Genomic DNA, 24,172 nt, shown 5'->3' on the forward strand with positions numbered 1-24,172 from the left:
CCAGAAGTCGAGCACCGCGTGCTCGAGGGCGGGCAGGTCGACCTGTGCGGGCACCTGGCGGTACTGCGTCATCGGTTTTCCTTCGGCGAGTCTGGGCGGGCGTCGAGGTCCGGCACCAGGGACGAAACGGTACGCCAACTGCTCCGCGATGGCGTCGACTTGGGCGTTGAACTGCTGCGAGTCTAGTGCCGCGACAGGCAACGTCCGCCCCGTCGCGACGCCCTGCACGCACTCTCGCCGCACCGGGCGAAAGCCCGAGTACGTCCAGTACGAGGGCTTCCGTCCGGCACGCCGAGAGCACGCACCGGACGCCGCTCCTTGACGGGCGAACGCTGCCTGCCGCGGCACTAGGTTCCGGGAGATCTCACACCGACGCGGGTCCGCAGTTCGGTCACAGGTGGTCTACGCGGCCTGTCCATCGGTCATGCCGTGCAGGACGGTGGACACGGCACGAAGAAAGATCCGCACCTCGCCCTCGGTGACGGTCAGCGGTGGGGCGATCCGGATCACGTCGGGGGCGATGGCGTTGACCAGGACTCCCTCAGCCGCGAGGGCGTCCTCGACGGCCTTGGCGTGCGGTCCGGTCAGCGCGATCGCCAGGAGCAGGCCCCGGCCGCGGACCTCGGCGATCCGGGGATCGCCGATCTCGCCGAGCCCGGCGCGCAGCTGCTCGCCCCGCAGGTGTGCCGCCCGCAGGAGGTCGTCCTGCTCGATGGTCTCCAGAACGGCCAGGGCCGCCGCACAGGCGACGGGATTGCCGCCGAACGTCGACCCGTGGCTTCCGGGTCCGAGCAGTTCCGCGGCCTCGCCGAAGGCGAGGGCGGCGCCGATGGGGAGGCCGCCGCCCAGCGCTTTGCCCAGGGTGAGGATGTCGGGTTCGACGTCGTCGGCCTGGTGAGCGAACCAGTACCCGGTGCGGCCGACACCGGTCTGCACCTCGTCGAGGGCGAGCAGGGTGCCGGTGGCACGGGTGATCTCGCGGGCGGCCCGCAGATAGCCGGCCGGGGGCACGACGACCCCTCCCTCGCCCTGCAACGGTTCCAGGATGACCATGGCGGTGCGCTCGCTGACGGCCTCCCCCAGAGCCTGGACGTCGCCGAAGGGAACGTGCCGGACGCCGCCCGGCAACGGCTCGAAGGCCCGGCGTTTGGCCGGCTGGCCGGTCAGCGCCAGGGCACCCATGGTGCGGCCGTGGAACGATCCGTCGGCGGCGACGATCTCACCGCGGCCCGTCAGCCTGGCCATCTTGAACGCGGCTTCGTTGGCCTCGGCCCCCGAATTGCACAGGAAGGCGCGTGCCATGCGGCCGGTGAGCCGCTGCAGGGCCTCGGCCAGGCGCAGTGGAGGCTCGCTGATGTAGAGGTTGGACACATGGCCGAGCCTGCCGATCTGCCGGGTGACGGCGTCGACCACGGCGGGGTGGGCGCTGCCCAGGGCGTTGACGGCGATGCCGCCCACGAAGTCGAGATACGTGTTGCCGTCCGCGTCCCAGTAGCGCGTGCCGGATCCCCGGGTCAGCGCGGTCCGAGGGGTGCCGTAGTTGGACATCATGGCGTCGGTCCAGCGCCGGCGCAGAGAGGCGTTGGTGGTCACGTCTTCGCTCCCGGGGGATCGGGCAGGACCGTCGTGCCGACGGACCGGTCGGTGAGGATGGTCGTGAGGATCGCGTCGCGGTCGCGTCCGTCGACGACGTGCGCGCTGCGGACGCCGCCCCGGACCGCTTCGAGGCAGCCACGCATCTTGGGCAGCATCCCGGAGGAGAGACCGGGCAGCAGGCGCTCCAGCTCCTTCGCGGTCAGACGCTCGTACACGTCCTCGGTGTGCGGCCAGTCGGCGTACAGCCCGGCGACGTCGGTGACCAGGAGCAGCTTCGAGGCACGCAGGGCGGTGGCGATGGCCGCGGCCACGGTGTCGGCGTTGACGTTGTAGACATGCGCGTCCTCCGCGCTGCGGGCGATGGACGAGACGATGGGGATCAGTCCGTCGGCGAGCAGGCTCTCCAGGAGCTGCGGGGCGACGTGCGTGACGGCGCCCACCCGGCCGATGTCGACGGGTCCGCCGTCCATCTCGGGCCGGTGGCGGGCGGCTACGAGCATGTCGGCGTCCTCGCCCGTGATGCCTACGGCGAGCGGGCGGTGCTCGTTGATCAGGCCGACGAGTTCGCGCTGGACGACGCCGGTGAGGACCATGCGGACGACGCCCATGGCCTCCTCGGAAGTGACGCGCAGGCCGTTCCTGAACTCGGACGCGATGCTCCGCCGTCGGAGTTCGTCGCTGATCTGCGGGCCGCCGCCGTGTACGACGACGGGTCTGAGGCCGGCTTCGTGCAGTCGCACCACGTCGCGGACGAAGTCGCGTCGCAGGTCGTCGTCGACCATGGTGCTTCCACCCAGCTTGATCACGGCGATCTCGCCGAGGGCGTCGACGGTGCGGCCGGTGGCGGAGGCGAGGGGAAGAGTGCTCATGAGGAGTAGGCGCTGTTCTCGTGGACGTAGGTCACGCTGAGGTCGTTGGTCCAGATCGTGGCGTGCGCGGATCCGGCGGCCAGGTCGGCGGTGACGACGACGTCCCGTCCCGAGAGGTCGACGTTGCCGCGGTCCTCGCCGACCGTGCCGTCCTTGCAGACCCAGACGCCGTTGATGGCGACATTGATCAGGTCGGGGTCGAAGCGGGCGTGTGTGGTGCCGATGGCGGACAGCACACGGCCCCAGTTCGGGTCCTCGCCGTAGAGGGCGCACTTGAAGAGGTTGTTGCGTGCGACGGCCCGGCCGACGTCGACGGCGTCCTGTTCGCTCGCGGCGCCGATGACGTCGATACGGATGTCCTTGGTGGCGCCTTCGGCGTCCGCGATCAGCTGGCGGGCCAGGTCGGCGCAGACACGCCGTACGGCGTCCGCGAACTCCTCGTCCGAGGGCCTCGCGGCACTCGCGCCGGACGCCAGCAGGAGCACGGTGTCGTTGGTGGACATGCAGCCGTCGGAGTCGACACGGTCGAAGGTCACGGCGACGGCGTCGTGGAGCGCCTCGTCCAGGACGGCGGCCGGTACGTCGGCGTCGGTGGTGAGGACCACGAGCATGGTGGCCAGCCCGGGGGCCAGCATGCCCGCCCCCTTGGCCATGCCGCCGACGGTCCAGCCGTCCGCCCGTACGTGGGCCGTCTTGTGCACGGAGTCGGTGGTCTTGATGGCGATCGCCGCGTCCTCGCCCCCGGTGGCGGACAGCGAGGCGGCGGCTCGTTCCGCTCCGCCGAGCAGCCGGTCCATGGGCAGCCGCACGCCGATGAGCCCCGTCGAGCAGACGGCCACCTCGTCGACGGGGATGTCGAGGAGCGTGCCCACCTTGTCGGCGGTCGTCCGCGTGTCCGCGTAGCCCGCGGGCCCGGTGCAGGCGTTCGCACCACCGGAATTGAGGATCACCGCCGATATCCGGCCGTCCGCGAGGGCGCGCCTCGACCAGACGACGGGTGCCGCTGTGACGCGGTTGGACGTGAAGACGCCGGCGGCCGCCTTGCGGGGGCCCTGGTTGACGACCAGCGCCAGGTCGGGGGTCCCTGCTGCTTTGATGCCGGCGGCGACGCCGGCCGCGGCGAAGCCTTGCGGCAGCGTGATGCTCATGGTGCGACTCCTGTGGTGGTGAGCCCGGTGTCTTCGGGAAATCGGTGGACGATGTTCATGCACTGAACGGCGTTTCCGGCGGTTCCCTTGGTCAGGTTGTCGATGGCACCGACGGCGGTGAGGCGTCGCCGCTCCTCGTCGAACCCGGTCTGAAGGTGCATGGCGTTCGAGCCGAGCACGGCTGCCGTGGTGGGCCACCGGCCCTCGGGCAGGAGCCGTACGAAGGGTTCGTCCGCGGTGTGGGCCGCGTAGGCCGTGCGGACGTCCTCGGCGGTGGCGTGGTCACGGACCTGGACGCCGCACACGGCGAGGATGCCGCGGGTCATCGGTGCGAGCACCGGCGTGAAGGACACCTCGACGGGGCCGCCTGCCAGGGCCGCCAGGTTCTGCCGCAGTTCCGGAGTGTGCCGATGGGTGCCCGCCGTCCCGTACGCGGTGGCGGAGCCCATGACCTCGCTGCCCAGCAGGTGCGGCTTGAGCGTCCTGCCCGCGCCGGAGGTTCCCGTGACCGCGACGACGTCCACGGCCGGCCGCGCCAGTCCGGCCCGGAAGAGGGGGGCCAGGGCGAGGGTGACGACGGTGGGGAAGCAACCGGGCAGGGCGATGCGGCGAGCGGTGCGCAGGAGCTCGCGCTGGCCGGGCAGTTCGGGCAGCCCGTAGGGCCAGGTCCCGGCGTGCTCGCCGTCGTAGTGGCGTGCCCAGGCTTCGGCGTCCGCGAGCCGGAAGTCCGCACCGCAGTCGATGACCAGCGGTACGTCGTCGAGGTCTGCGCTGAGCGCCGCGGAGGCGCCGTGCGGCAGTGCGAGGAACACCACGTCGTGGCCCTTCAGCACCTCGGGCGTGGTGGCCTCCAGGGTCCGCTGGGCGAGTTGGGGCAGATGCGGCTGGAAATTCCCCAGTGGCTGACCGGCGCTCGCGGCTGCGGTGAGGGACCCGATGCGTACCTCGGGGTGATGAAGCAGAAGCCGCAGGATCTCACCACCTGCGTAGCCACTGGCCCCAGCCACTGCTACTCGCAGGGTCATTCGTCCCCCTCCCGCTCTCCGTTGGGCCGGAGCGCGGTCTAAGAATTTGTTTGCAGGCGCCACGCACGCTGCATGGTCACCGAAATGGACCACCCTACGGTAGGCATTCCGGGAAGCATTTGCACCGTGTCAACGCCCTGTCCTGCCCTGTCCTGTCCACAGGACACAGGTCTATTGCACGGCCGGTGAGGAGACTGCCAAGCTGGCTTCTGAATCAGGTTTCTGGAGGCAGCATTCGCACGGCATGCACCTGGCGGCACCGCGGCGTCTCCGCAAAGTTCCCATCTCTGTTTACGTCCTGGAGGGACTATGAGCAGCAACCCTTTCGACAACGATGAGGGACGGTTCTTCGTCCTCGTGAACGACGAGGAGCAGCATTCCATCTGGCCGACATTCGCGGACGTCCCCGCGGGCTGGCGGGTGGTCTTCGGTGAGGACGGCCGCCAGGAGTGCCTGAAGTACGTGGAGGAGAACTGGCTGGACCTGCGTCCCAAGAGCCTGCGGATCGCGATGGAGAACGACGTCACGGTGGCGACCAGCGCCTCCTAGGGCGTCGCAGAGGGAGGGGCCGGACACCGTCGGTGTCCGGCCCCTCCCGCGTCCTCGGCTCAGCCGGCGGTGCCGACCCGTTCCTCCGTCGGCAGGGCCAGCTCCTCCTCGATGAGGCGGAAGCCGAGGATCGAGTCGGCGATCTCCCCACTGCGCGTGGCGAGGTTCGACAGGAGGGACGACGTCAGACCGTGGGTGTGCTCGGTGCCGCCCTGGAGGTAGACCCGGCCGTGGGTCTCCGCGGCGGCCGTGACCAGGCGGTAGTCCCGTGCGATCTGGTGCCTGCCCTGCGCGTCGCGCAGGAAGTGCGCGTCGAAGTCGCCGAGCAGCCCCGAGGGGTCCATGGCGCGGTAGCCGGTGGCGAAGACGACGGCGTCCACCTCCAGTTCCCCGGGGTCCCCCTGGGTGAGGGTGAGGCGTGTGTGCTCCCCCGCACGCTCCACGCCGCTGACGCGCGTCAGGTTGAGGAAGTGCAGCCGCCGGTCGCCGCTGACGTCCTCGTCGTACGAGCGGCGGAAGAGGTCCCGGATGACGTCGTCGTCGACGACGGAGTAGTTGGTGTTCTTGTGGTAGTCCCAGAACGCCTGCCGGGCGGAGTCGGTGCCGAAGTAGTAGTCGTCCACCGCGGCGGGATCGAACACCTGGTTGGCGAAGGGGGTGTCGTCGGCGAGCGCGTATCCGTAGGAGGGGATGACGGAGTACACCTGGGCGTGCGGCAGTTCGTCGTGGAAGAAGCGGGTGATCTCGGCCGCGCTCTGGCCGGCTCCGACGACGGCGACGGAGTTGAGGCGGGCGGGGTCGAGGGCGCGGTACCTGGTGAGGAATTCGGAGCTGTGCCAGACCCGTTCGTCGCGTGCGACGTTCTCGGGCATCCGCGGGGCGAGGCCGGTGGAGACGACCACGTTGCGGGTGCGCACCACCCGCACGGACCGGTCACCGGTGTGCCGTACCTCGACCTCCAGGCATCCGTGCGGGCCGGCCGCGTCGGTGACCGGGCGGATCGCGGTGACCTCGTGGGAGTAGCGGACCTGGTGGCGGAAGCCGGCGGCCACCCACTCCAGGTACTGGTGGAACTCCCGGCGGGTGGGGAAGAAGTCCTGGTTGTTGACGAAGCGGGCCAGGCGGCCGGCGTCATGGAGGTAGGAGACGAAGCTGTACTTCGACGTGGGGTTGCGGAAGGTCGCCAGGTCCTTGAGGAAGGAGATCTGCATCGTCGCGGATGGAAGCAGCATGTTGCGGTGCCAGCCGAAGTCGTCCTGCCGCTCGAAGAAGAGCGCGGATGCCCGGTTGCCGGACGAGCCCTGGCCAAGCTCCTCGAGCGCGACGGCGAGCGACAGGTTGGACGGGCCGAATCCGATTCCGACTATATCGAAGACGTCTGCCGAAGTTGCATCCATGGAAACTTCTCCCGATTCGATGACGTGAGAACGCCACACATCACTCCGGTCACATTGGTGGCTCGATGGCGTATCGAGTCAGGAATGCCGCAAATTCCTCATGCAGATCTCTGGCGCCTGCACCAGGCTCAATGACCACGTCCTGCTCGGAGAAATCTCTTCCATTGCCTGCAGCACACCGTTCTCCACGCTAAAGATGCGGTGTCCGGCATTGCAAGGGCGGGCCCCTCCGGTGAAGTTGTCCCGTCGACAGGACGTACCGGAACCTCCGGGATCGGAACTCATTGCCGGTAGGCTCGCAATGCGCCGCTAGCATCCGCTGGTCAGGGATTTATCCGTCGGGCAGCGAAGGACGGCTCCGTCATGCTTGATCTGTGCGCCAGTGAATGGGTGAAGCGGCACCCCAGTGCCGGCCCGCCGCGGCTCCGCCTGCTGTGCCTGCCCCACGCGGGAGGCTCGGCGGCCTTCTTCCACGAGTGGGGGCGTCGGTTCGGTGACGACGTCGAGGTGCTCGTCGCGCGTTACCCGGGCCGCCACGACCGGATCGGTGACCCCGTGATCACCACCATGGACGAGCTCGCCGACCGGCTGTGCGCCGCGCTGCGGGGGTTCATCGATGTGCCGCTGGCGATCTTCGGTCACAGCATGGGCGCCTCGCTCGGGTACGAGACGGCCCTGCGTCTGTCGAGGCGGTACGGGTTTCGTCCGGCCGCTCTGATGGTGTCCGGGCGCACTCCCCCGGACACGCCGGACGACACCCTGCCGGACCCGGACGACGTCGAGTCGGTGCTGGCCGAGGTCCGCCGCCTGGGCGGAACCGACGCCGCGGTCCTGGACGATCCCGATCTGCGCGAACTCGTCCTTCCCGCCCTGCTCGCCGACTTCAAGGTCGTGAGCGGCTACACGCCCCGGGACTGCGTCGCCCTGCCCCTCCCGGTCGTCGCCTACGTCGGCGACGCCGACCCGGACGTGGACGTGGAAGTCGTGCGGGGCTGGGCCAGAGCCTCCTCAGTGGACTTCACGCTCAAGGTCTTCCCCGGCGACCACTTCTATCTGGTGGACCAACGCGACCGGTTGGTCCACGACGTCGGTGCGCGCCTCGCCGCCCTGAAGGAGCGCGGGAGCCCGCGGAGCACGGGTCACACGCTCTCGTAGACGTGGCTCACCTGGCTCCACGCGCAGGCCGCGGAGACCAGGGTCATGTAGTGGTGCCACCCCGGGTAGGACCTGCCCTCGAAGTCCGCCAGGCCGAAGTCGGCTTCGAGGCCCTTGAGGAGACGGGCGGAGTCGTCCAGGCGCCCCGACAGGAGATACATCCGCCGGCGGTCACGGATGTTGCTGAGCCACAGCTGCGGCCGGCGCCCGCCGCCGGCCGGCCTGACGGTCATGAGCTGCAGCGCGGGGCTCGTGCCCTGGGGAAGCGCGAGCCGGACCATGGCGGTCGCCATGGCCGGCGGGGTGAGCCAGTCGGCCGCGGACTCGGGAGATTCGTCGCGGACCCGCTGGTTCGCCTCCCAGAGCCGGCCGGCCCGCAGGGTGGCGCCGCGTTCGGTCTGGACCAGCACGGTCGGGGGCACGGCGAGGACGAATTCCCTGCCGCGCAGGCTGAGCCCCATGACCAGGGAGGCGATCTCGTCCGCGTCGGCGAGGTTGGCCACGACCGGCAGGGCCGCGGTCGCGGCGTGGTCCTGTGCGTCGACCAGATCGAGGGCTTGCCGGCCGGTTGTCCTGGCGCACGCCGAGACGGGGACGCGGGTACGCGCGCGGCCGGCCTCGTCCTCGATCCACGCGGTGGGCAGGTGGAGAGCCCAGTCGGCCGGGGCGATGTACTGGCGGCCCGCGAGCATGGCGGCGACGCCGAGTTGGCAGGAGCCGACGCCCTGGCCGGGGATGTAGCGGGCGTGCACACCGCAGGACTGGCTGCCTCGCTTGCGCAGGTAGGCCATGTCGATGACGAGGCTGTCCGCCGGAGCCTGCCGCAGGATCCAGCGCGCGAGGTGGTCGCGGACCGGACCCCATTCCCAGGGACTGGCGTTGACGAACTGGTGCAGGCTCTGGGACGCGCTGACCGAGGCACCGAGTGCTTGAGCCATGCGCCGCAGCGTCTTCTTGCCCGGTGTGGTCAGCAACCCCTCCAGGTAGGTGCTGGCCCATCGGCGCTGGTCCGCTCGCGGAAGTTCGACGAACAGCTCCGCGGTGAACGCGCGAAGCTGCTGCTGTCTCTGCGGCGTGAGCTCGTACACGTGGTCCTCCCCCTGTGTGCGCCAGTACTCCACCGGCACCAAAAAGAATAACGATCGACCCTTTTTTTTCCAGAGCCGGGGTGTCCTCCGACGCAACTTCAGGAAGTCGGCGCGGAATCACGACACTTGGGTTACTTTGACCGCTACCCGGTACGCCTTCGCCCCCACGGACCGCAGGCCCTCGGAAAGAGCCCGCGGCTTCGGCAACTCTGTGTTGCTGTGCGCTCGGCCGGCGCTACACACTGCAGTCCCCGCAGGCAGCGAGAGTGAAGGCGGGGCACCCCCCGTCACAACTCGACGCCGGAGACAACATGGCCAAGCGACAGGAGCGGGCGACCAGGACGCGGGCGAGCCTGCTGGAAGCCGCATCGAAGCATTTCGACGAAGCTGGTTACAACTCCACTTCGCTGGCCCAGGTCTGCGACACCGCTCAGCTGTCGGTCGGCGCCATCACCTTCCACTTCGCGAACAAGGCGGACCTGGCCGACGCGGTGGAACGGGAGGGCGGGGAGCGCGCGGCGGCCGCGCTGGCAGCGGCCGTGCTCTCGGCCGCCGAGCCCGCGGACGCCCCGCTGAGGACCGTGATCGAGCTGATCGTCACGTTCGCCGACCTGTTGGAGCAGGACGTCATGGTGCGAGCGGCGCTCCGGCTGGCGCACGAGCGCTCGGCCGTGGACCTGCTCACGGCGGTCTGGCTCCCCAGGGTCGGCGAGCTGGTCCGGCGGGCCGGTGCCGCCGGTCTGCTGGAGGCCGACGTGCCGGCTCAGGACGTGGTGGACCTCGCCGAGTACCTGGCCCGCGGCGCCGAGGCACGGCGCCGCTCGTCACCGGCCGCCAGACATGGCAGCCGTCGTCTGAAAGAGGTCTGTGAGCTGGCCTTTCGCGGGGCGCGGTCCGGCAGCGCCGCCGCGGGCGGACCGGTCTAGCGGGCGGCGGCGCCGCGGTACCACTCGCGCGCCCGGACGAGATCCAGGTGGGGCGGGGGCCCTGGGTCCAGGCGCGCGTGACGCCAGACGTCCTCACTGAGGTACCAGTGGTCCTGGGCCAGCAGATGGAACTGGCGTTCGCTGATCTTTCCGTCGGTGGCACGGAAGGCGGTGAGGCACCGCTCCCAGGACCACGACTCGGTGAGCCGGTTCAGCACCCCGAGACCGGCGAGGGCGGTCAGCAGCTCTTCCGTGGTGACCGGCCGCGGGTGGCTGGCGTGGAAGATGCCCGCCGGCAGCGGCTCGGGGCGCAGTGCCAGGGCCGTGATGAGGTGGGCGAGGCGGTCGACGGCGACTGCCGAGTGGCGGGACAGGCCGCCGTCCCACAGAGCCGGCACGCGTCGCGTGAGTTCTTCGAGCGCGGGCACGACCCAGCGGTCGCCGCTGCCCAGGACCAGGCCGGGGCGCAGCACGGTCGCGCCGGCTTCGAGCGTGTGGCGCTCGGACCGCAGACGGGACGCACTGGCCGGTGAGACGGGGGCCGGCGGGATCTCGTCGACGTCCGGTCCCCGGTGCGGCCCCTTGCCGTACACGGCAGCCGTGGACAGGTGGATGATCCGCTCGACGCCCGCTCGCCGCGCCTCCCGCATCAGGGCCTCGGTGCCCATGACGTTGACGGCGTGGCACTCCTGCGGATCAGGGCTCAGCGTGCCGCCGAGGTGCAGCAGGACGTCGGCGTCCTGGCAGGAGCGCGCGAGTGACGCGGGCGCGGACAGGTCGGCCGGGCACCAGGCGTCCCATGGGGCTTCGGCCGCGGGGCGGGCGGCACGTCCCAGCGCCGTGAGGTGGAGGCTGCCCGGTTCCGCGTCGCGGACCCCGGCCAGGCGGCGCAGCACGGCCGAGCCGATGAAACCGGTGGCCCCGGATATCACTACGCGCATGGCGGTCTCATGCCTTCTCTGCGGCGGGAAGCGAGTCGGGCGGGGAGATGCGCAGCCGGTTGATGACGTCCTCCTGCGCGAGGGCGGGCAGAAGGTAGCGCCACAGCGAGGCCACGCGCTCGACCAGGTCCGCGCGTCCGGTGGAGATGTTGGAGAAGATCTGCACCCCGGTGTAGGCGGACATCAGCAGGGTGGCGAACTCCAGCTCGTCCACCCCGAAGCGGAGCTCGTTGCGGGCTCGCGCGGCCAGTAGCTGGCGGTGGAACTGCTCCGCCCACTCCAGGTACGCGGTGGCGTCGCGCCCTCCGAACTCCTCCTGTTCCACGGCCAGTCGGACACTGGCACGGAACCTGGCGTTGGTCTGGAGCTCACCGGCCAGGTGGAAGGTGATGTTGACGAGCCGCTGCAGGCCGTCCGTGCCCTCGGGCAGCTGGACGAACTTCTGCTGGCTGGCGACGACGGCTTCGGCGATGCCCTGCTTGGACTTGAAGTGGAAGTACATGCCTCCCTGGGTGACCTGGGCCCGCTCCATGATCATCCGGATGCTGGCCTTGGAGTACCCGACCTCGTCGAAGACCTCGGCCGCGGCCTGGAGGATCGCCTCACGGGTCCTGACCGCACGTTCTTGACGAACCTTTGACTTCACAGGTTCACTACTCCCTCGACAAAGAAAACGAACAACCTTTATTTTACAGAGCACAGCGGCCCTCCCACGTCCGGGAACGGCCTCACTACAGGGGGTACAAGTGAACATGCTGGCTACAGCTCTGCGTTCCGAGCAACCTGGACCCGCTCTGACCACCACCGTGGCCAGGGAGTACGTACACCGGGCAGCACTGGCGGAGGTCTTCCTCACGGGCTGGCAGGAGACGGCCGCTGACACCTTCCACGTCACCGCCCAGTGGCCCCGCTTCCACAGCTTCTACGCCGACGAGACCGGTCTGTACGACCCGATGCTGCTGTGCGAAACCATTCGCCAGACCTTTCCCCTGCTCGCCCACGCGGCCTACGGGATGCCGATGGGGTACGCGCTGAGCTGGAGCCGCTTTCAGTACTCGGTCAACCCTCAGGAGATGGACATACGCCAGCGTCCGGCCGAACTGGAGCTGCGGGTGCGCTGTCACGACATCAAGCGGCAGCGCTCCGTCCCCACCCGTATGTCCATGACCATCGAGGTCTTCCGCGACGGTCAGCTGATGGCCGTGTCGGAAACCGGATTCGGGTGCCACTCCCCCGCGATCTACGAGCGCCTGCGCCGCGGCCGCACGGAGGCGGCGGCGCTCATGCGGACCGCGGCGGTCTCCCTGCTCCCGGAGGCGGTCCCGCCCGCGCGAGCGGGGCGGGCCCGGCCCCGTGACGTCGTCCTGGCCGCCACGGACACGCCCCGGGAATGGTCGCTGCGCATCGACACGGCCCACCCCATCCTGTTCGACCACCCGCTCGACCACGCTCCCGGCATGCTCATCCTGGAGGCGATCCGGCAGTGCTCCCACGCCGCGCTCGCCCCGGCGTCCCCCTCGGTCGTGAGTGGTATGGACATCACGTTCAACCAGTACGTGGAGTTCGACTCTCCCTGCCACCTGCGGAGTTCCACGGTGGCCACGGCGGACCAGACCAGTACGACGGTGTCGGTCGAGGCGCACCAGGACGAGCGCCCCGCCTTCACCGCGCTGGCCACCGTCGTGCCGCTCTAAGGCCTTCTCGGATCCTGTCGGGGCCGCGGGGTCCGGCACGCCCGGCCGCGGCGCCGCCGTCGCCCGCCGACGCTCCGCGCCGGCTCACTCCCGCGCCTCGCGTCCGCACGCACCGGAGCCCGCTCCGGTCGGCGGCAGGGCGCCGTAGCCCGGAACCGGCCTGATCCGAGAAAGGCCCTGGGCCAGCAGAAGCCGTCCGCCGACGTGCGAGCGGCGAAGCCCGACGGAGACTCCGTCGTCTCGCCGTCGCGCATCACACCTCCGGTCCCACCGGTACACCACCTTCGGTGCCGTGGGGTACGGCCGTACGGCCTGACGCACGCCGTACGGCCGTACCCCACGCCCGTACCGACGGTCGCCGCCCCTCACCCGGGGCAGGTCCGGCACAGCGGTCACGACCGTGCCGGTCCGCTCGGGCGGGGCGGGACCACAAGGTGGTGTGCCCGTCTTCGACGTGCTGCCTCGCACTCGGCGATGGTTCAAAGACAGAGTCGCTTCGGTCGCTCGCGTCTCGTGCCTGCCGCAAGAGAACCAACAGGCAGCGACCGAAGCGACGCACAGCCGCACTTGCATGAACGTACAGCCTTCCCGCCACGGCCAGGTCACCGGTTCCGGCGGCCGCGAAGCGTTAGCCTATGCGCGCAACACATTCCGATGTTGAGTCGCTTCGGTCGCTGGAAGGGTCGTTACATGCTGAATGAGCTGGGCTTTTCTCCCAGTTACTCACGTGCCGACGCAGCGACCGAGCCGTCCGGGATCGCCCTGGAGACGGCTTTGGCCTGCGGCGCGCGTGGCTGGCCGGTCCTGCCTCTGGCCCCGGGACGCAAGACTCCCGCGGCCAACTGCGCGCGCTGCCAGGGCGCCGGCCACTCCCCCGCCTCCTGCGAATGCATCGCCCTCGGTCACTGGTGCCACGGCTTTCACGCAGCGACCGACGATCCGGACCGCATCCGTCGCTGGTGGCACATCCAGCCTCGCTTCGGCGTGGGGGTGGCCTGCGGGGCGGCCGGCCTGCTCGTGCTCGACATCGATGCCCACGAGACACCGCTGCCGCAGCGTGAGCGACTGCTGCCCGGCATCACGATCGGCGAACACGTCAGTCTGGACGGGCTCCAGCACGGATTCCACAGCCTGGCCCTGCTCGCCGCGCTGCGGCAGGAGGCAGATCCCGCCCAGGACACCGGCACCCTGCGGGTGCGCACGCCCAGCGGCGGACTGCACGTGTGGTACCGGACCAAACCCGGGCAGACCTGGCTGTGCTCCACAGGTTCCAGCCCGCGCCGGGCCCTCGCCTGGCAGGTGGACGTCCGCGCGCAGGGCGGCTACATCGTGGCACCCAACACCACCACCGCGAGCGGCCGTTACGAGGTCCAGCCCGGCAGCCGGCTGCCGGCCGAGTTGCCCGGCTGGCTGGAGACCGAACTGGTCCGCACCGGTCACCAGCCCGCTGCCGTACCACGGCAGAGCACCGGGCACACGACCCCGTTCCGGGCGCGTCAGGCCGTGATCGCCGCGGGAGCCGGCCGCGACAGCGCCACCCGCGTCCTGGCGGCCTCGCTCGCCACGGTCGCCGAGTGCAGGGCCACCCCTGAAGGGGCGTCCTTCACCGAGAAGCTCAACCGGGCCGCCTTCACCACCGGGGGCCTGGTCGCCGCCGGGCACCTGCCCCACCATGCCGCCGAGAGCGCACTCCTGGAGGCCGCCGAGCACGCCCGCCCCGGGCAGCAGCGCCGTTCCCTCTCCGTCATCCGTGCCGGCCTCGCGGCGGGTATGCAACGTCCCCTCGTCCTGAAAGACGACCGCCCGTGAACCACAACCGTCCCGGCCACGGGCTGTTCGATCCGGCGGCCATCGCCCAGCAGATCCTCAACTACCCCGCTCTGCCCGCCCAGACCCAGGCCTCGCCCGCGCCGGCCTCCCCGGCGGCCACGTCCCGCGGGCTGCTGCCCGACTCGCTGAGCGATCGCGGCAACGCCAAGCTGTTCGTGCACCTCTACGGCCGCGACTTCCGCCATGTGCCCGGACTGGGCTGGTACCGGTGGTCGGGCTTCCGCTGGGAGATCGACGAGGACGACGCCGTCCTGTGGGCGGCCGGCGAGATGGCCGAGGCACTCGCCGAGGAGGACCCGAGCGGGCGCCAGTCACCCACCATGCTGCGCCGCCACCGCCGACGCGCCCTGTCGACCTCCGGGATGAAGGCCATGCTGATGCAGGCCAAGTCGGCGCCCGGAATGGTCCTCAACGCCGCGCTCCTGGACGCCGACCCGTACGCGCTGTGCACCCCGGACGGGGTCGTCGACCTGCGGACGGGCATGCTCGAGAGCCCGGATCCGGAGAAGCACCTGCACTCCCGCTCCACCGCGCTCGCACCCCGCGCGATGAACGCCCCGCGCTGGCAGCGCTTCCTCCTGGACACGTTCGGCGAGGACGCCGACGGCCAGGAAATGATCAACTTTCTGCATCTGCTGCTGGGCTACTCCATCACCGGTGACGTCGGCGGCCAGATCATGCCGTTCCTGTACGGGCAGGGGAAGAACGGCAAGAGCGTCCTGCTGGACGTGATGGTCAAGCTGCTCGGCGACTACGCCGACGCGGCACCGCCCGGGTTCCTCATGGCCAAGCCCTTCGAGGGCCACCCCACCGACCTGGCGGAACTGCACGGCCGGCGGATCATCGTCTGCTCCGAGCTCAAACCGGGCGACCGCTTCGACGAGGCCAGGGTCAAGCTCCTCACCGGCGGTGACCGGATCAAGGCCCGCAGAATGCGGCAGGACTTCTTCTCCTTCACCCCCACGCACAAGCTGTGGCTCCTGGGCAACCACCGCCCCGAGGTGAACACCGGCGGCTACGCCTTCTGGCGGCGCATGAAGCTCATCCCCTTCGAACGGGTCGTCGCCGACCACCGCAAGGTAGACAACCTCGCCGACGTCCTGGTCACGGAGGAGGGCCCGGGGATCCTGCACTGGCTCATCACCGGCGCTCGGCGCTACCTCAACGGCGAGAAGGACCTCACCGGCCCGCAGCGGGTCCGCACCGCGACCACGGCCTACGCCGAGACCGAGGACCACACCGGCCGCTTCCTCACCGAATGCTGCACCCTCGACCCCGCGATGCGAGCCGAGCAGGCACAGCTGTATACGTCGTACAAGCAGTGGTGCGCCCTCGAGGGCGCCAACCCCGTCTCCTCCCGGGCCTTCGCGGCACGGGTGCGCGAGACCGTCGGCCTCTCCTCCCCCAAAGAAATGATCTTGTCTAACCAGCGCAAGTACTATCCGGGTATCGGTCTCAACGCTGAGGCGGAGGAAGCGACAGCATGAGCTCCCTGATCGAACCCAGCCAGATCGCCCACGAACAGGCCCTGATCTGGCTCGAGGACATCGAGAACCTCGACTACGTCCGCCAGAGCCTCGACCGGCTGCCCACTCGCCGCGGGAAGCCCGCCTACCACCGCGACGGACGCATGGTCGGCTACGCCGTCCTCTCCCCCGAGGCCCGCGCCTCGCGCGCCTCCGGCACCTTCCTGCGCCGGGTGTTCTGGCTCCTCCCCCACGACCGGGACCAGCAGCCGGCGGGCCTGTACGCGTCCGCCGCGCCCTCGGAGGCGATCGACCCCCGCACCCTCGGCGCCGGTGTGAAGGGCTACAAGACCGAACGCTCCGAGGGCGGCCCACCCTCGGACGCCATGCGCGAACTCGGCATAGAGCTACCGAAGAGCTGACGGCCTCCTCCCCAGCGACCGAACTCCGGCGCTGAAAGCGGCCAACGGCACACGACTGGGGCCAGCTACCGAAGAACCAGCGACCTTCGCTGTTCGGTAGCTGGCCCCAGTCGCTTTAAGAAACCCCAGGTCAAAGCATGTGCAGCACCGGCCCGAGCGACCCTAGCGACTCAAGGTCGGAACTATAACGACACAACCGTGTGCGCGTGCGTGTCATAGATAGGAAGCTTCAGTCGCTTCAGTCGCTGTTCAGCCCCCTCCTACGCGGCTGAACTGGCCTTTTCCAGTCCGTGACCCCAGCGACCGACGCCAAAACCAGCTACTGACGAACAGACTCCCCCGACAGCCCTCCCGAGCCGGGAGCCCAGCACCAGAGACAGCCCCCGACCGGGCCCTCCCCCACAACCCCCGCCGCCAGCCCGTACGGGTCAAGTGGGTTGGCCGCCAGCCCATCCCGTGCCCGTCGGCCTGAGCTCCTGTCGCCCGGAAACGGCGCAACCTCGTACGGATCTCTGCCTGGTCCGGTGTCTCGACAACCACTTCCCACTGTCAGCTGACGGGTCGGTGATCCGGATCGACACGCTGTGCGTACGACTGGCGCTGCTGACTGCCTATCGGCTGAGCCGTCTCGTGACGACCCCCGTGCGGAAGTCAGAGCACTAGCGTTCTGATCACTGATCTTGTAGCAGGTCAAGGTGAGTTGACGGGCGCAGCACAGAAGCGAACAGAGCCCCTGTTGCCGTGGGTGGACGGGCGTGATCGTTCGTGGCGTGATCCACCAGAGCTGTACGGACCCTGGCAGACCGTCTACAAACGTTTCGCACCCCGGGAAGCCGAGGAACCTGGGCGTAGCTGCCGTGTTCGGCCAGGTCGGCAGCATCGACTGCTCCCGGCTGCACTGGGACATGACCAGCATGTCCGTGCACGGCGCCTACCCCGCTCCCGATCAGGACGAGGCCTTCCCCGCCATCGAGTTCGGCCATCCCAAGGACCGCCGCGTGGCCCTGAAGCAGGTCCAGGTCGGCACCGCGGCCTGGACCGATGGCGGTATCCCAGTGCACTCCAGGGTCTTCGACGGCGGGGCCGCCGAGGTCAGCCAGATCGTCGGCACGATGAGGGACCTGCGACAGTTGGCGGGCGAGCAGGAGTTCCTGGTGATCGCGCCCCCCAAGCTGGTGTTTCTATACGAACATCGGCGCGCTGCTGAAGGCGAAGGTGCCGTTCATCGCTCCGGTCCCGGCCGCCCGGATCAGCGATGTTTTCCATGCCGGCCTAGACCTCGACCGGGCGACGGTCGTGGACCGGGTTCCAGCCCGGGACGCGCACAAGGATCCCGGCCGGCGCGAGAGCTACCGGGTGCTGGAGGATGTGCACGTCATCTCCACTCGCCGCAAGAGCGACCCGGTGTTTCGGCTGCGGCGCGTCCTGATGCACTCCACGGGCAATGCCGCAGGCCGGCAAGCCGCCCGTCACAAGCGCCTGGCCTGCCAGTGCTGGCAGGCAACCACCCGGCGATCGGCGGCGATTCCCCCGGCGCGGGCCGCGATCTTCTCTGAGCGCCGGTACTCCGACATCAAAGGCCCGCTGGCCGTCCCCCCGCTGTTCGTGCAGAGCAACCACCGCGCTGCCGCCCTGATCCAGGTCATCTGCCTGGTGCTGCTGGTGTTCTGCCTGATCGAGCGACAGGCGCGACGCGCGCTGGGTGGGGAGAAGAAGACGGCGGGCCTGTATCCGGACAGCCGACGGGTGCGTCCAACCGGCCGCATGGTCTTCTACCACCTCGGAGAGCTGACCGTGCGGACAGGTAGTGCCACCTATCCCCCCGCCGTGGCGATCACCCGTGGCGTCCAGCTGCATCTGCTCGACCTTCTCGGCGTCGACATCAGACGAACCCGCCGGCCACAGACCTGAAACGGTGACCCGCGAGGTACGGGGCTGGCGCTCTGACCGCACAGGTTCGCCGAGGTGGTGGTCGAGGCGCTTGGGTGCGGGGTGACATCCGATCCGACTACTGGAGGTGTGGTGGCCAAGCCTGTCCGCGTGCGCAGGCTGACCGACCAGGAGGGGCAGAAGCTGCAAGCAGATCGTGCGCCGCGGCAGCACCGGCTCGGTGCGCTACCGGCGCACGATGCTGCTGCTGCTGGCCTCGGCCGACGGGAACCGGGTGCCGGCAATCGCCCAACCGGTGCAGGCCGACGGGGACACCGTCCGCGATCTGATCCACCGTTTCAACGAGATCAGCCTGGCGTGCCTGGGCCCTCAAGGCGGGAGGCCGTCCCCGCCAACCCAGCCCTGACGAGGAGGACTTCGTCATCCAGACGGCCACCACCCGCCCCACCAAGCTCGGCCAGCCCCTCCCCCGCTGGCCCCTACGCCAACTCGTCGCCTACCTGCGGAAAAGTACACGGCCGGGAGATCCGCATCGGCCGCGAGGCGTTACGCGGCCTGCTCGCCCGCCGCGGTGTCAGCTTCCAGCGCACCAAAACCTGGAAGGAATCCCCCGACCTGGTCCGTGAGGCGAAACTGGACCGGCGTGACCGCCGTTCGCTGCCGAGTGCGCAGTTCCTCGTGACATGGAACCTGGAGGCCAGACTGTCCTTGCGGGCGGCACAGCCGGAGCCCTTCCAAAGATTCGCCGACCGCACTGCGGTGGGGCGGAAACTGCACGGACGGGTCCCCAAGCTGGCCCCCCGTTCGGCGTCTTCGTCCAGGTCACCGACGAGGTCACGGTTGTCGTCACCGAGGTCGACCGGGAGCGCCGCAGGCTGGTTCTCTCTCGACGACAAAGCTCGTCCGACCACCGGTGACTCCTGCACGCTCCCGCGACGGTCCCTCGCGCGAGCGTTCCTGAGCTCAGGCCGAGGCTTGCTTCGTCATGGCGCCAGTTGAGGTACACCGTCCGTGCCGACGGTGGAGGTGAGCGGTTCGGCCACCTCCACGTCCGATTGCTCAGCGACCAGCGACCGAAGCCAGCCCCCGGGCTGGTTGGTGATTACGTCGTAATCACCAACCCCCACCACGGCAAGGAGCAGCTGCTTCGGAGCTCGGCCAGATGCCCCTTCGTAGCGGAGGCTGAGCCTTCTCACCAAAGGCGGCTGGTTCGACCTGGGGTGGTCAGTGGAGTCGTGGCAGTCGGGAGCGCGGCCTGTGGCACGAGCACGCACGCTCGCCACCTTCGATCCTCGCCCGGCGGGCGCCTGCCCCATCAGTCTCCTGGCTGGGCACGGAGATGACGGTAGGCCGGTGTTCGAGGTGCTGCCTGCCTTGAGACGCGAGACGGACCTGTTCGTCCTGACAGGTAGTCCGGGCCTGGTGCTCGGCTGTGCAGCCAGGGACCTGCTGAGAGTCTGCGATGGCGGCCTGCTCGAGATCGCAGGCCAGGGCGAGAACGTGTGTGTCCATGTCCCCCGCGAGGATGGCTTTGCCTCTGAGTGCTTCGCAGGCATACGACTCGCGGTCGAAACTGGGCGGCGGCCACCGACAGGTCCCCTGCGCTTCCTGTTTGCGATCTGGTCGTCCTGCTGCGGGAGCACGGCGCAGAAGCCTCGTCGTAGAAGGCGGTCGCGAGTGACACGAGACCCGGATAGCCGCCATGACTTGCTCGAACCTGAGAGCGCCTCCGGCCAGGCATGAGGGGGCAGCACATGGCTCGGCAATGTCCTTCCAACGGGGGCGCCGACGGGGGACTGGCGTGACGTTGCTGCTGCTCCTGGCGCGACGAGACCTCGAAATACACCGAATCCAGGCCGCGACGCTCCATGATGATTACGCCGTAATCATCTGCTTCGTAGCGAAAGAGTAGGGACTCAAGGGCGAGTGATTACGGCGTAATCAACCGGCGGGGGAGCTGACATCCCAACAAGGGTGCCTAACTAACGTGTCGATGGGGCAATCGATCAAGGACGTTAGTATGGTGTCCCCATGAGTTCCCCAGTCACCTCGAACGACCGCGAGAAGGTCGTCTCCAAGCTGCCGGGATGGCTCCGGCAGAACCTCAAAATCAGAGCAGCCCAGCACGGTGTCGAAATCCAGGCCGCGGTTGAACAGGGCATCAGAGAGTGGTGCAGCCTGGCCTCCGCCGTGGCAACCATCGACACCGCCGGCTCCGACTCCTTCTCCACCTTCCTGCCTTTCGGGCAGTGGGAGGAGTTCCGGCAGACCGCCGCAGACCGACGGGTCTCACTCACCCAAGGGCTGGCTCAGTCGATCCAGCTGTGGCTCGACGCCAACCCGGCCCCGAACGTCGAACGTCCCGAGATCACCCGCCGCATCATCGTCTGCAACCAGAAGGGCGGTGTCGGCAAGACGGCGATCACCGCGGGCCTTGGCGAGGCACTGGCTGAGAGCCCCGAGGCCCTGCACGCGGTACGAGTGGCCAAGGCGCTCGCCAAGGCTCTGAGGGAGAGCGAGACCCAGGCAGGCCAAGCCCCGCCGACAGAGGACCCGCTCGACATCGAGAACCTTCCTGGCCCCGGTCTGAAGGTGCTGCTCGTCGACTTCGATCCGCAGTGCCACCTCACCAACCAGCTGGGGGCCGCACCGGTACCGATGAACGGTGACAGCCTCACCAGCCACATGGCGGGCGATCCCAAGGGCGATCTCCGGGATCTCATCGTCTCGATCGACGACGAGACCTTCGGCGGCAGACTTCACCTTCTGCCCGCCTGTAACGACGCCTTCCTGCTCGATGTACGTCTCTCCGCGGTGCGGGCGCGGGAAGCAGCACTTGAACGGGCGCTGGCCCCGATCGAGAGTGATTACGACGTAATCATCGTCGACTGCCCTCCCAGCCTCGGACTCAGCATGGACGCCGCCGCCTATTACGGCCGGCGCCGTGACGGCGAGAAGCCCGGCCAGTCGGGTGCCCTCATCGTCGTCCAGGCGGAAGACAGCTCTGCGGACGCCTATGAGCTGCTCACCACCCAGGTCGACGACCTCCGGGGCGACCTGCAAGTCCACATCGACTACCTCGGCATCGTGGTCAACCTGTACGACTCCCGCCGCGGCTACATCGCCACCTCGTCGCTCCAGGGGTGGGTCGACATAAAGGATCCCCGGGTCGTCGGACTCATCGGTGATCTCAAGGAACAGAAGGAAGCCGTGCGCGTGAAGAGGCCCCTGCTGGCCTATGCACCCAAGTCGCAGCAGGCCATCGGCATGCGGGCCCTGGCCAGGGAGGTCCTGTGAGCAAGGCCGACCAGCTCGGCGCAGGACGCTTCGGCGGGGGAGTGCGCCCCGTCAGCGCGCGCCGCCAGGCTGTGGCCGCTGCCACCGGGGTCCCCACCGAAGGCATCGCAGCCCCTACAGAGCTTCCCGTCCACCGCATCAGCCCCAACCCCGACAACCCGCGCTCCACCCTCGGGGACCTCACAGACCTTGCCGGCAGCCTGAAAACCCACGGCCAGAAGCAGGCGATCACGGTCATGAACCGTGACGCCTACGTCAAAGCCAACCCGGGCCAGGAGGATGCCCTTGAGCCGGACACCACCCACGTCGTGGTCGACGGCAGCAGCCGTCTCGCCGCCGCACGTGAAGCGGGACTCGCCACCATCAAGGTGATGGTCAGCGACGAGCAGGGCGCCACCTCCGAGGAGCTTCTCGAGTCCGCCCTCGTCGCCAACATCCACCGGCAGGACCTTGAGGAGATCGACGAGGCCCGAGCCCTCCAACGGCTCCTGACCATCCATGGGAGCCAACGAGCCCTGGCCAAGCGCCTTCACCGCTCCCAAGGCTGGGTGTCACAACGTCTGGCCCTGCTCAACCTGACACCCGAACTGCAGGCCCGCATCGGCGAAGAACCCATCGATCTTCTCCGCGCAGTCGGCAACAAGCCGGCCGACCAGCAGGAAGCAGTCCTGGACGAGCTGAAGGCAGAGCGGGCCCGGAAGGAGGCGGCAAAGACACGCCTTGCCCAGGTTCAGCACGAAGACTCGGACACCACGGAGAAGGATCGCCCGGCTGATTACGCCGTAATCACCGGCGAGCCCGACAGCAGCACCCAGGGCACCGGCGAAACGAGCCCTGCCGCTGATTACGCCGTAATCACCAACAGGCCGGATGCGGAACCTCGCCCCGCACCGAAGCCCGCGGCTGCCGAAGTCGAGTCGCCGGCCCCCGCGCCTGCGCCCGCACAGGGCGAACCGCCGGCCGACAGAACAGAGGAGATCACACCCTCGGTACCGGAGCAGGCCACTGTCGCCGAAGCGACCGACGGAACAGGGGGTCGGCAGCAGCCGAAGTTGTTCCCCTACAACGACGGCATGCTCGTGGCACAACTCCTGATCCACAAGATGCCGCCAGAAGAGTTCCGCAAGATGCTGGACCAACTTGTCAAGCATCGCGATGGACAGGCCGTGCCCGCCAGCTGATCTGGCACAGCGGACGCGGACATGCCGCTGAACCGCGGCACTTGGGTGGAGTAGCTCAGCCTCGTGGTCAACGGCACTGGCTCACGAGGCAGCTACACCCAAGCATCCGTCCTCGCTGTCCAAGAAAGGCCAGCGCCGCCGCGACTCCCAGTGATCCGCCGGAGAAGCCGAAGGCACCGGGGGAGCCGGAGGAACCGAGGGCACCGGGGGAGCGAAGGCCAAGTGCTCAACCTGATGGCCGCTCTGCGGGAGTCGTCGACCCAGGCCAAGCGCCCCGTGGCGAGGAAGCGCGGGCGGCCGAGATGCACGATCTGCCGGCACCGGGGAAGACGACGGCCGCCACCCCCTCAGCCCCCGCATACGCATTTCCTACACCTGAGTGGAAGTCGCGAGTATCGGCAGCATCCTGCTCCTCGCCGACAGCGACACCGCCCCCGCCCCATTCCGCAGGCACGGCCGGTCACACTGTGGGCCGCGGAGCAGCGGACCACAGTGTGACCGGGGGAGTTGTCCTGCCGTGCTGGTCAGTTGCCGGTCCCGTGGGGGAGTCCGTCGTCCAGGACGATGCGGATGGTCTCGCCCTGTCCGGTGACGTCGGTGAGTTCCGATGCGATGCGGTTGTAGGTGGTCATGGCCAGCGCCCAGTCACCCTGGAGCGGGGCGGCGGTGGAGCGGGTGTTCCACAGCTCGATCAGCAGGGCGATGAGGGAGCGTCCGGACAGTACGGTCTGGACGCGGCCTTCCTTGATGTCCTCGACGGACGGCGGGGTACGGAAGTGGCTGTGATCGACGGCCAGGGCGGCGAGCCACTCCCATGTGTCGCGGTGTGTGACCAGTTCGGCGGAAGCCACACCGGCGGCCTTCAGCAGCATGACGCCGTGGGCGATGCGTGGATCGTCCGCGCCGCCGGCGGATGCCTGCGGCGCGGTGGCAGAGGTCTGGTCGGAGGGGGTGCCGATGCCTTGGTAGGCGGCCTCGATGGCGTTCTTCAGCGCGAGGTCCTGGTCCCCGCCCCCGGTCTCCGGCTGCGGCCGGTGCTCGGTTTTCTCCATGGTTCCCCCCTGGGAGCCGGTGTCGGATGAGACGGGCGGATGAGCCTCGGCAGGGGCGGTCGAGCCGCAGTCGGCTTCCACCACCGGTTCGGGCGGCTGCACGGTCTCCTCCACATGTGTCTGCGCGTCCTCGCCGGGCTTCCCGGCCGCCCCCCTGGGTGGCGCGAACGAACGCAGGATGTCGACAAGGTCCTGGAGCTCCCGGAGTTCGCCCCGTGTCTCGTTCAGATCGCTGATCATCCGGTCCTGACGTCGGCGGACCTCCCGGTTCTCCTCGCGTAGTCCGGTGACGCCCCCCTGGATCTGCTCCAGGATCTTCAACCGGCTCTGCGTGATTTCGCCGTGCAGTGCTGTCAGCCCGACGGTCGGATCGTCGAGACGGCCGAGACGCGTGAGCTGCTCTCCTATCGCCTCCAGCCTCTTCATCGCGTCACCGAACGCGTCTTTCCACCCCACGTGACCTCCTGACTACTCCGGGCAATCAACCCGCCCATATCTCCCCATGAAGGCCCGGCGCGACGCGACGATTTCCGGCCCTTCCCTGGCCAAGGCCACCCCCGGCACTCCTGAACGCGATCCGTACGTGATCCGTACGGCCGAAGACCGAGAACCGTACGGTTTGCGCGATAGTCTGTGCGTTCAGGAG

General features: G+C 69.1%; 21 protein-coding genes and 1 pseudogene. 12 read left to right on the top strand and 10 right to left on the bottom strand.

Features of this window, described 5'->3' with window-relative positions; all coding sequences use genetic code 11:
• The 5 genes from VT52_RS38505 to argC all read right to left on the bottom strand — a co-directional run.
• Positions 1-228 (bottom strand): hypothetical protein (locus VT52_RS38505; RefSeq protein WP_206306663.1); only part of this gene is annotated, 228 nt, incomplete at its 3' end.
• A gap of 174 nt (positions 229-402) precedes the next feature.
• A complete protein-coding gene (locus VT52_RS31755; protein WP_046419126.1) occupies positions 403-1,551 on the bottom strand; it encodes an acetylornithine transaminase in 1,149 nt (382 codons plus the stop codon).
• A 38-nt stretch (positions 1,552-1,589) separates the two neighbouring features.
• A complete protein-coding gene (gene argB, locus VT52_RS31760) occupies positions 1,590-2,465 on the bottom strand; it encodes an acetylglutamate kinase (protein ID WP_046419083.1) in 876 nt (291 codons plus the stop codon).
• Positions 2,462-3,613, bottom strand: a complete 1,152-nt coding sequence (argJ, locus tag VT52_RS31765) for a bifunctional glutamate N-acetyltransferase/amino-acid acetyltransferase ArgJ (RefSeq protein WP_046419086.1) — start codon at positions 3,611-3,613, stop codon at positions 2,462-2,464. The genes argB and argJ overlap by 4 nt, the downstream gene beginning before the upstream one ends.
• A complete protein-coding gene (gene argC / locus VT52_RS31770; RefSeq protein WP_046419088.1) occupies positions 3,610-4,638 on the bottom strand; it encodes an N-acetyl-gamma-glutamyl-phosphate reductase in 1,029 nt (342 codons plus the stop codon). The genes argJ and argC overlap by 4 nt, the downstream gene beginning before the upstream one ends.
• 309 nt (positions 4,639-4,947) lie before the next feature.
• Between argC and VT52_RS31775 the strand changes: the two genes are divergently transcribed.
• On the top strand, positions 4,948-5,187 hold the full coding sequence (locus VT52_RS31775) for an MbtH family protein (protein ID WP_046419090.1): 240 nt from the start codon (positions 4,948-4,950) through the stop codon (positions 5,185-5,187).
• A gap of 59 nt (positions 5,188-5,246) precedes the next feature.
• Here VT52_RS31775 and VT52_RS31780 read toward each other — a convergent pair whose 3' ends face one another.
• A complete protein-coding gene (locus tag VT52_RS31780; RefSeq protein ID WP_046419092.1) occupies positions 5,247-6,584 on the bottom strand; it encodes a lysine N(6)-hydroxylase/L-ornithine N(5)-oxygenase family protein in 1,338 nt (445 codons plus the stop codon).
• A gap of 363 nt (positions 6,585-6,947) precedes the next feature.
• On the opposite strand from VT52_RS31780, the gene VT52_RS31785 reads away from it, so the two are divergent.
• Positions 6,948-7,739, top strand: coding sequence for a thioesterase II family protein (locus tag VT52_RS31785; protein ID WP_046419095.1), 792 nt, complete (start codon positions 6,948-6,950; stop codon positions 7,737-7,739).
• On the opposite strand, the gene VT52_RS31790 is transcribed toward VT52_RS31785, so the two are convergent.
• Positions 7,724-8,827: an IS701 family transposase gene (locus tag VT52_RS31790; RefSeq protein WP_046419129.1), complete on the bottom strand. Its 1,104-nt coding sequence runs from the start codon at positions 8,825-8,827 to the stop codon at positions 7,724-7,726. The two genes, VT52_RS31785 and VT52_RS31790, sit on opposite strands and share 16 nt — an antisense overlap.
• A 311-nt stretch (positions 8,828-9,138) precedes the next feature.
• Between VT52_RS31790 and VT52_RS31795 the strand changes: the two genes are divergently transcribed.
• Positions 9,139-9,753, top strand: coding sequence for a TetR/AcrR family transcriptional regulator (locus tag VT52_RS31795; protein ID WP_046419097.1), 615 nt, complete (start codon positions 9,139-9,141; stop codon positions 9,751-9,753).
• On the opposite strand, the gene VT52_RS31800 is transcribed toward VT52_RS31795, so the two are convergent.
• Together VT52_RS31800 and VT52_RS31805 are read right to left on the bottom strand one after the other, a co-directional pair.
• Complete coding sequence (locus VT52_RS31800) at positions 9,750-10,694, bottom strand: NAD-dependent epimerase/dehydratase family protein (RefSeq protein ID WP_046419100.1); 945 nt, start codon at positions 10,692-10,694, stop codon at positions 9,750-9,752. The genes VT52_RS31795 and VT52_RS31800 overlap by 4 nt on opposite strands.
• Before the next feature lie 7 nt (positions 10,695-10,701).
• Positions 10,702-11,340 carry a ScbR family autoregulator-binding transcription factor gene (locus VT52_RS31805; protein ID WP_046419102.1) on the bottom strand — a complete coding sequence of 213 codons (639 nt, stop codon included), beginning with the start codon at positions 11,338-11,340 and terminating at the stop codon, positions 10,702-10,704.
• A gap of 106 nt (positions 11,341-11,446) precedes the next feature.
• Between VT52_RS31805 and VT52_RS31810 the strand changes: the two genes are divergently transcribed.
• From VT52_RS31810 to VT52_RS31845, 9 genes and pseudogenes are all read left to right on the top strand, one after another.
• Positions 11,447-12,388 (top strand): ScbA/BarX family gamma-butyrolactone biosynthesis protein, encoded by a 942-nt coding sequence (locus tag VT52_RS31810; protein ID WP_053055460.1) that lies wholly within the window; start codon positions 11,447-11,449, stop codon positions 12,386-12,388.
• 690 nt (positions 12,389-13,078) lie between these two features.
• Entirely contained in the window at positions 13,079-14,197 is a 1,119-nt protein-coding gene (locus VT52_RS31815) for a bifunctional DNA primase/polymerase (RefSeq protein ID WP_079175408.1), read from the top strand.
• Positions 14,194-15,705 (top strand): DNA primase family protein, encoded by a 1,512-nt coding sequence (locus VT52_RS31820; protein WP_079175409.1) that lies wholly within the window; start codon positions 14,194-14,196, stop codon positions 15,703-15,705. The genes VT52_RS31815 and VT52_RS31820 overlap by 4 nt, the downstream gene beginning before the upstream one ends.
• The gene (locus VT52_RS31825; protein ID WP_046419108.1) at positions 15,702-16,106 is read left to right on the top strand and encodes a DUF6009 family protein; all 405 of its coding nucleotides are present in this window, start codon (positions 15,702-15,704) and stop codon (positions 16,104-16,106) included. Before VT52_RS31820 ends, VT52_RS31825 begins: the two co-directional genes overlap by 4 nt.
• 1,215 nt (positions 16,107-17,321) lie before the next feature.
• Positions 17,322-18,017: a hypothetical protein gene (locus VT52_RS37355; RefSeq protein ID WP_046419111.1), complete on the top strand. Its 696-nt coding sequence runs from the start codon at positions 17,322-17,324 to the stop codon at positions 18,015-18,017.
• A 111-nt stretch (positions 18,018-18,128) separates the two neighbouring features.
• Positions 18,129-18,638 (top strand): annotated as a pseudogene (locus tag VT52_RS39175) (helix-turn-helix domain-containing protein); the annotation flags it as partial.
• 41 nt (positions 18,639-18,679) lie between these two features.
• Positions 18,680-18,913 carry a S1 RNA-binding domain-containing protein gene (locus VT52_RS39180; protein ID WP_338059209.1) on the top strand — a complete coding sequence of 78 codons (234 nt, stop codon included), beginning with the start codon at positions 18,680-18,682 and terminating at the stop codon, positions 18,911-18,913.
• A 1,114-nt stretch (positions 18,914-20,027) separates the two neighbouring features.
• On the top strand, positions 20,028-21,293 hold the full coding sequence (locus VT52_RS31840) for a ParA family protein (RefSeq protein ID WP_046419113.1): 1,266 nt from the start codon (positions 20,028-20,030) through the stop codon (positions 21,291-21,293).
• Positions 21,290-22,474, top strand: coding sequence for a ParB/RepB/Spo0J family partition protein (locus VT52_RS31845; protein WP_046419115.1), 1,185 nt, complete (start codon positions 21,290-21,292; stop codon positions 22,472-22,474). The genes VT52_RS31840 and VT52_RS31845 overlap by 4 nt, the downstream gene beginning before the upstream one ends.
• 524 nt (positions 22,475-22,998) lie before the next feature.
• Here VT52_RS31845 and VT52_RS31850 read toward each other — a convergent pair.
• Entirely contained in the window at positions 22,999-23,982 is a 984-nt protein-coding gene (locus VT52_RS31850) for a hypothetical protein (RefSeq protein ID WP_240509958.1), read from the bottom strand.
• Between the last annotated feature and the right edge of the window lie 190 nt (positions 23,983-24,172).

It is taken from the genome of Streptomyces malaysiense, assembly GCF_000980885.2.
In the GTDB taxonomy this organism is placed as follows: domain Bacteria; phylum Actinomycetota; class Actinomycetes; order Streptomycetales; family Streptomycetaceae; genus Streptomyces; species Streptomyces malaysiense.

Coding starts and splice junctions, on each gene's coding strand:
- VT52_RS31755 (WP_046419126.1), bottom strand. CDS start 1,551: ATGATGTCCAACTACGGCACCCCTCGGACCGCGCTGACCCGGGGATCC.
- argB (WP_046419083.1), bottom strand. CDS start 2,465: ATGAGCACTCTTCCCCTCGCCTCCGCCACCGGCCGCACCGTCGACGCC.
- argJ (WP_046419086.1), bottom strand. CDS start 3,613: ATGAGCATCACGCTGCCGCAAGGCTTCGCCGCGGCCGGCGTCGCCGCC.
- argC (WP_046419088.1), bottom strand. CDS start 4,638: ATGACCCTGCGAGTAGCAGTGGCTGGGGCCAGTGGCTACGCAGGTGGT.
- VT52_RS31775 (WP_046419090.1), top strand. CDS start 4,948: ATGAGCAGCAACCCTTTCGACAACGATGAGGGACGGTTCTTCGTCCTC.
- VT52_RS31780 (WP_046419092.1), bottom strand. CDS start 6,584: ATGGATGCAACTTCGGCAGACGTCTTCGATATAGTCGGAATCGGATTC.
- VT52_RS31785 (WP_046419095.1), top strand. CDS start 6,948: ATGCTTGATCTGTGCGCCAGTGAATGGGTGAAGCGGCACCCCAGTGCC.
- VT52_RS31795 (WP_046419097.1), top strand. CDS start 9,139: ATGGCCAAGCGACAGGAGCGGGCGACCAGGACGCGGGCGAGCCTGCTG.
- VT52_RS31800 (WP_046419100.1), bottom strand. CDS start 10,694: ATGCGCGTAGTGATATCCGGGGCCACCGGTTTCATCGGCTCGGCCGTG.
- VT52_RS31810 (WP_053055460.1), top strand. CDS start 11,447: ATGCTGGCTACAGCTCTGCGTTCCGAGCAACCTGGACCCGCTCTGACC.
- VT52_RS31815 (WP_079175408.1), top strand. CDS start 13,079: ATGCTGAATGAGCTGGGCTTTTCTCCCAGTTACTCACGTGCCGACGCA.
- VT52_RS31825 (WP_046419108.1), top strand. CDS start 15,702: ATGAGCTCCCTGATCGAACCCAGCCAGATCGCCCACGAACAGGCCCTG.
- VT52_RS39180 (WP_338059209.1), top strand. CDS start 18,680: ATGGAACCTGGAGGCCAGACTGTCCTTGCGGGCGGCACAGCCGGAGCC.
- VT52_RS31840 (WP_046419113.1), top strand. CDS start 20,028: ATGAGTTCCCCAGTCACCTCGAACGACCGCGAGAAGGTCGTCTCCAAG.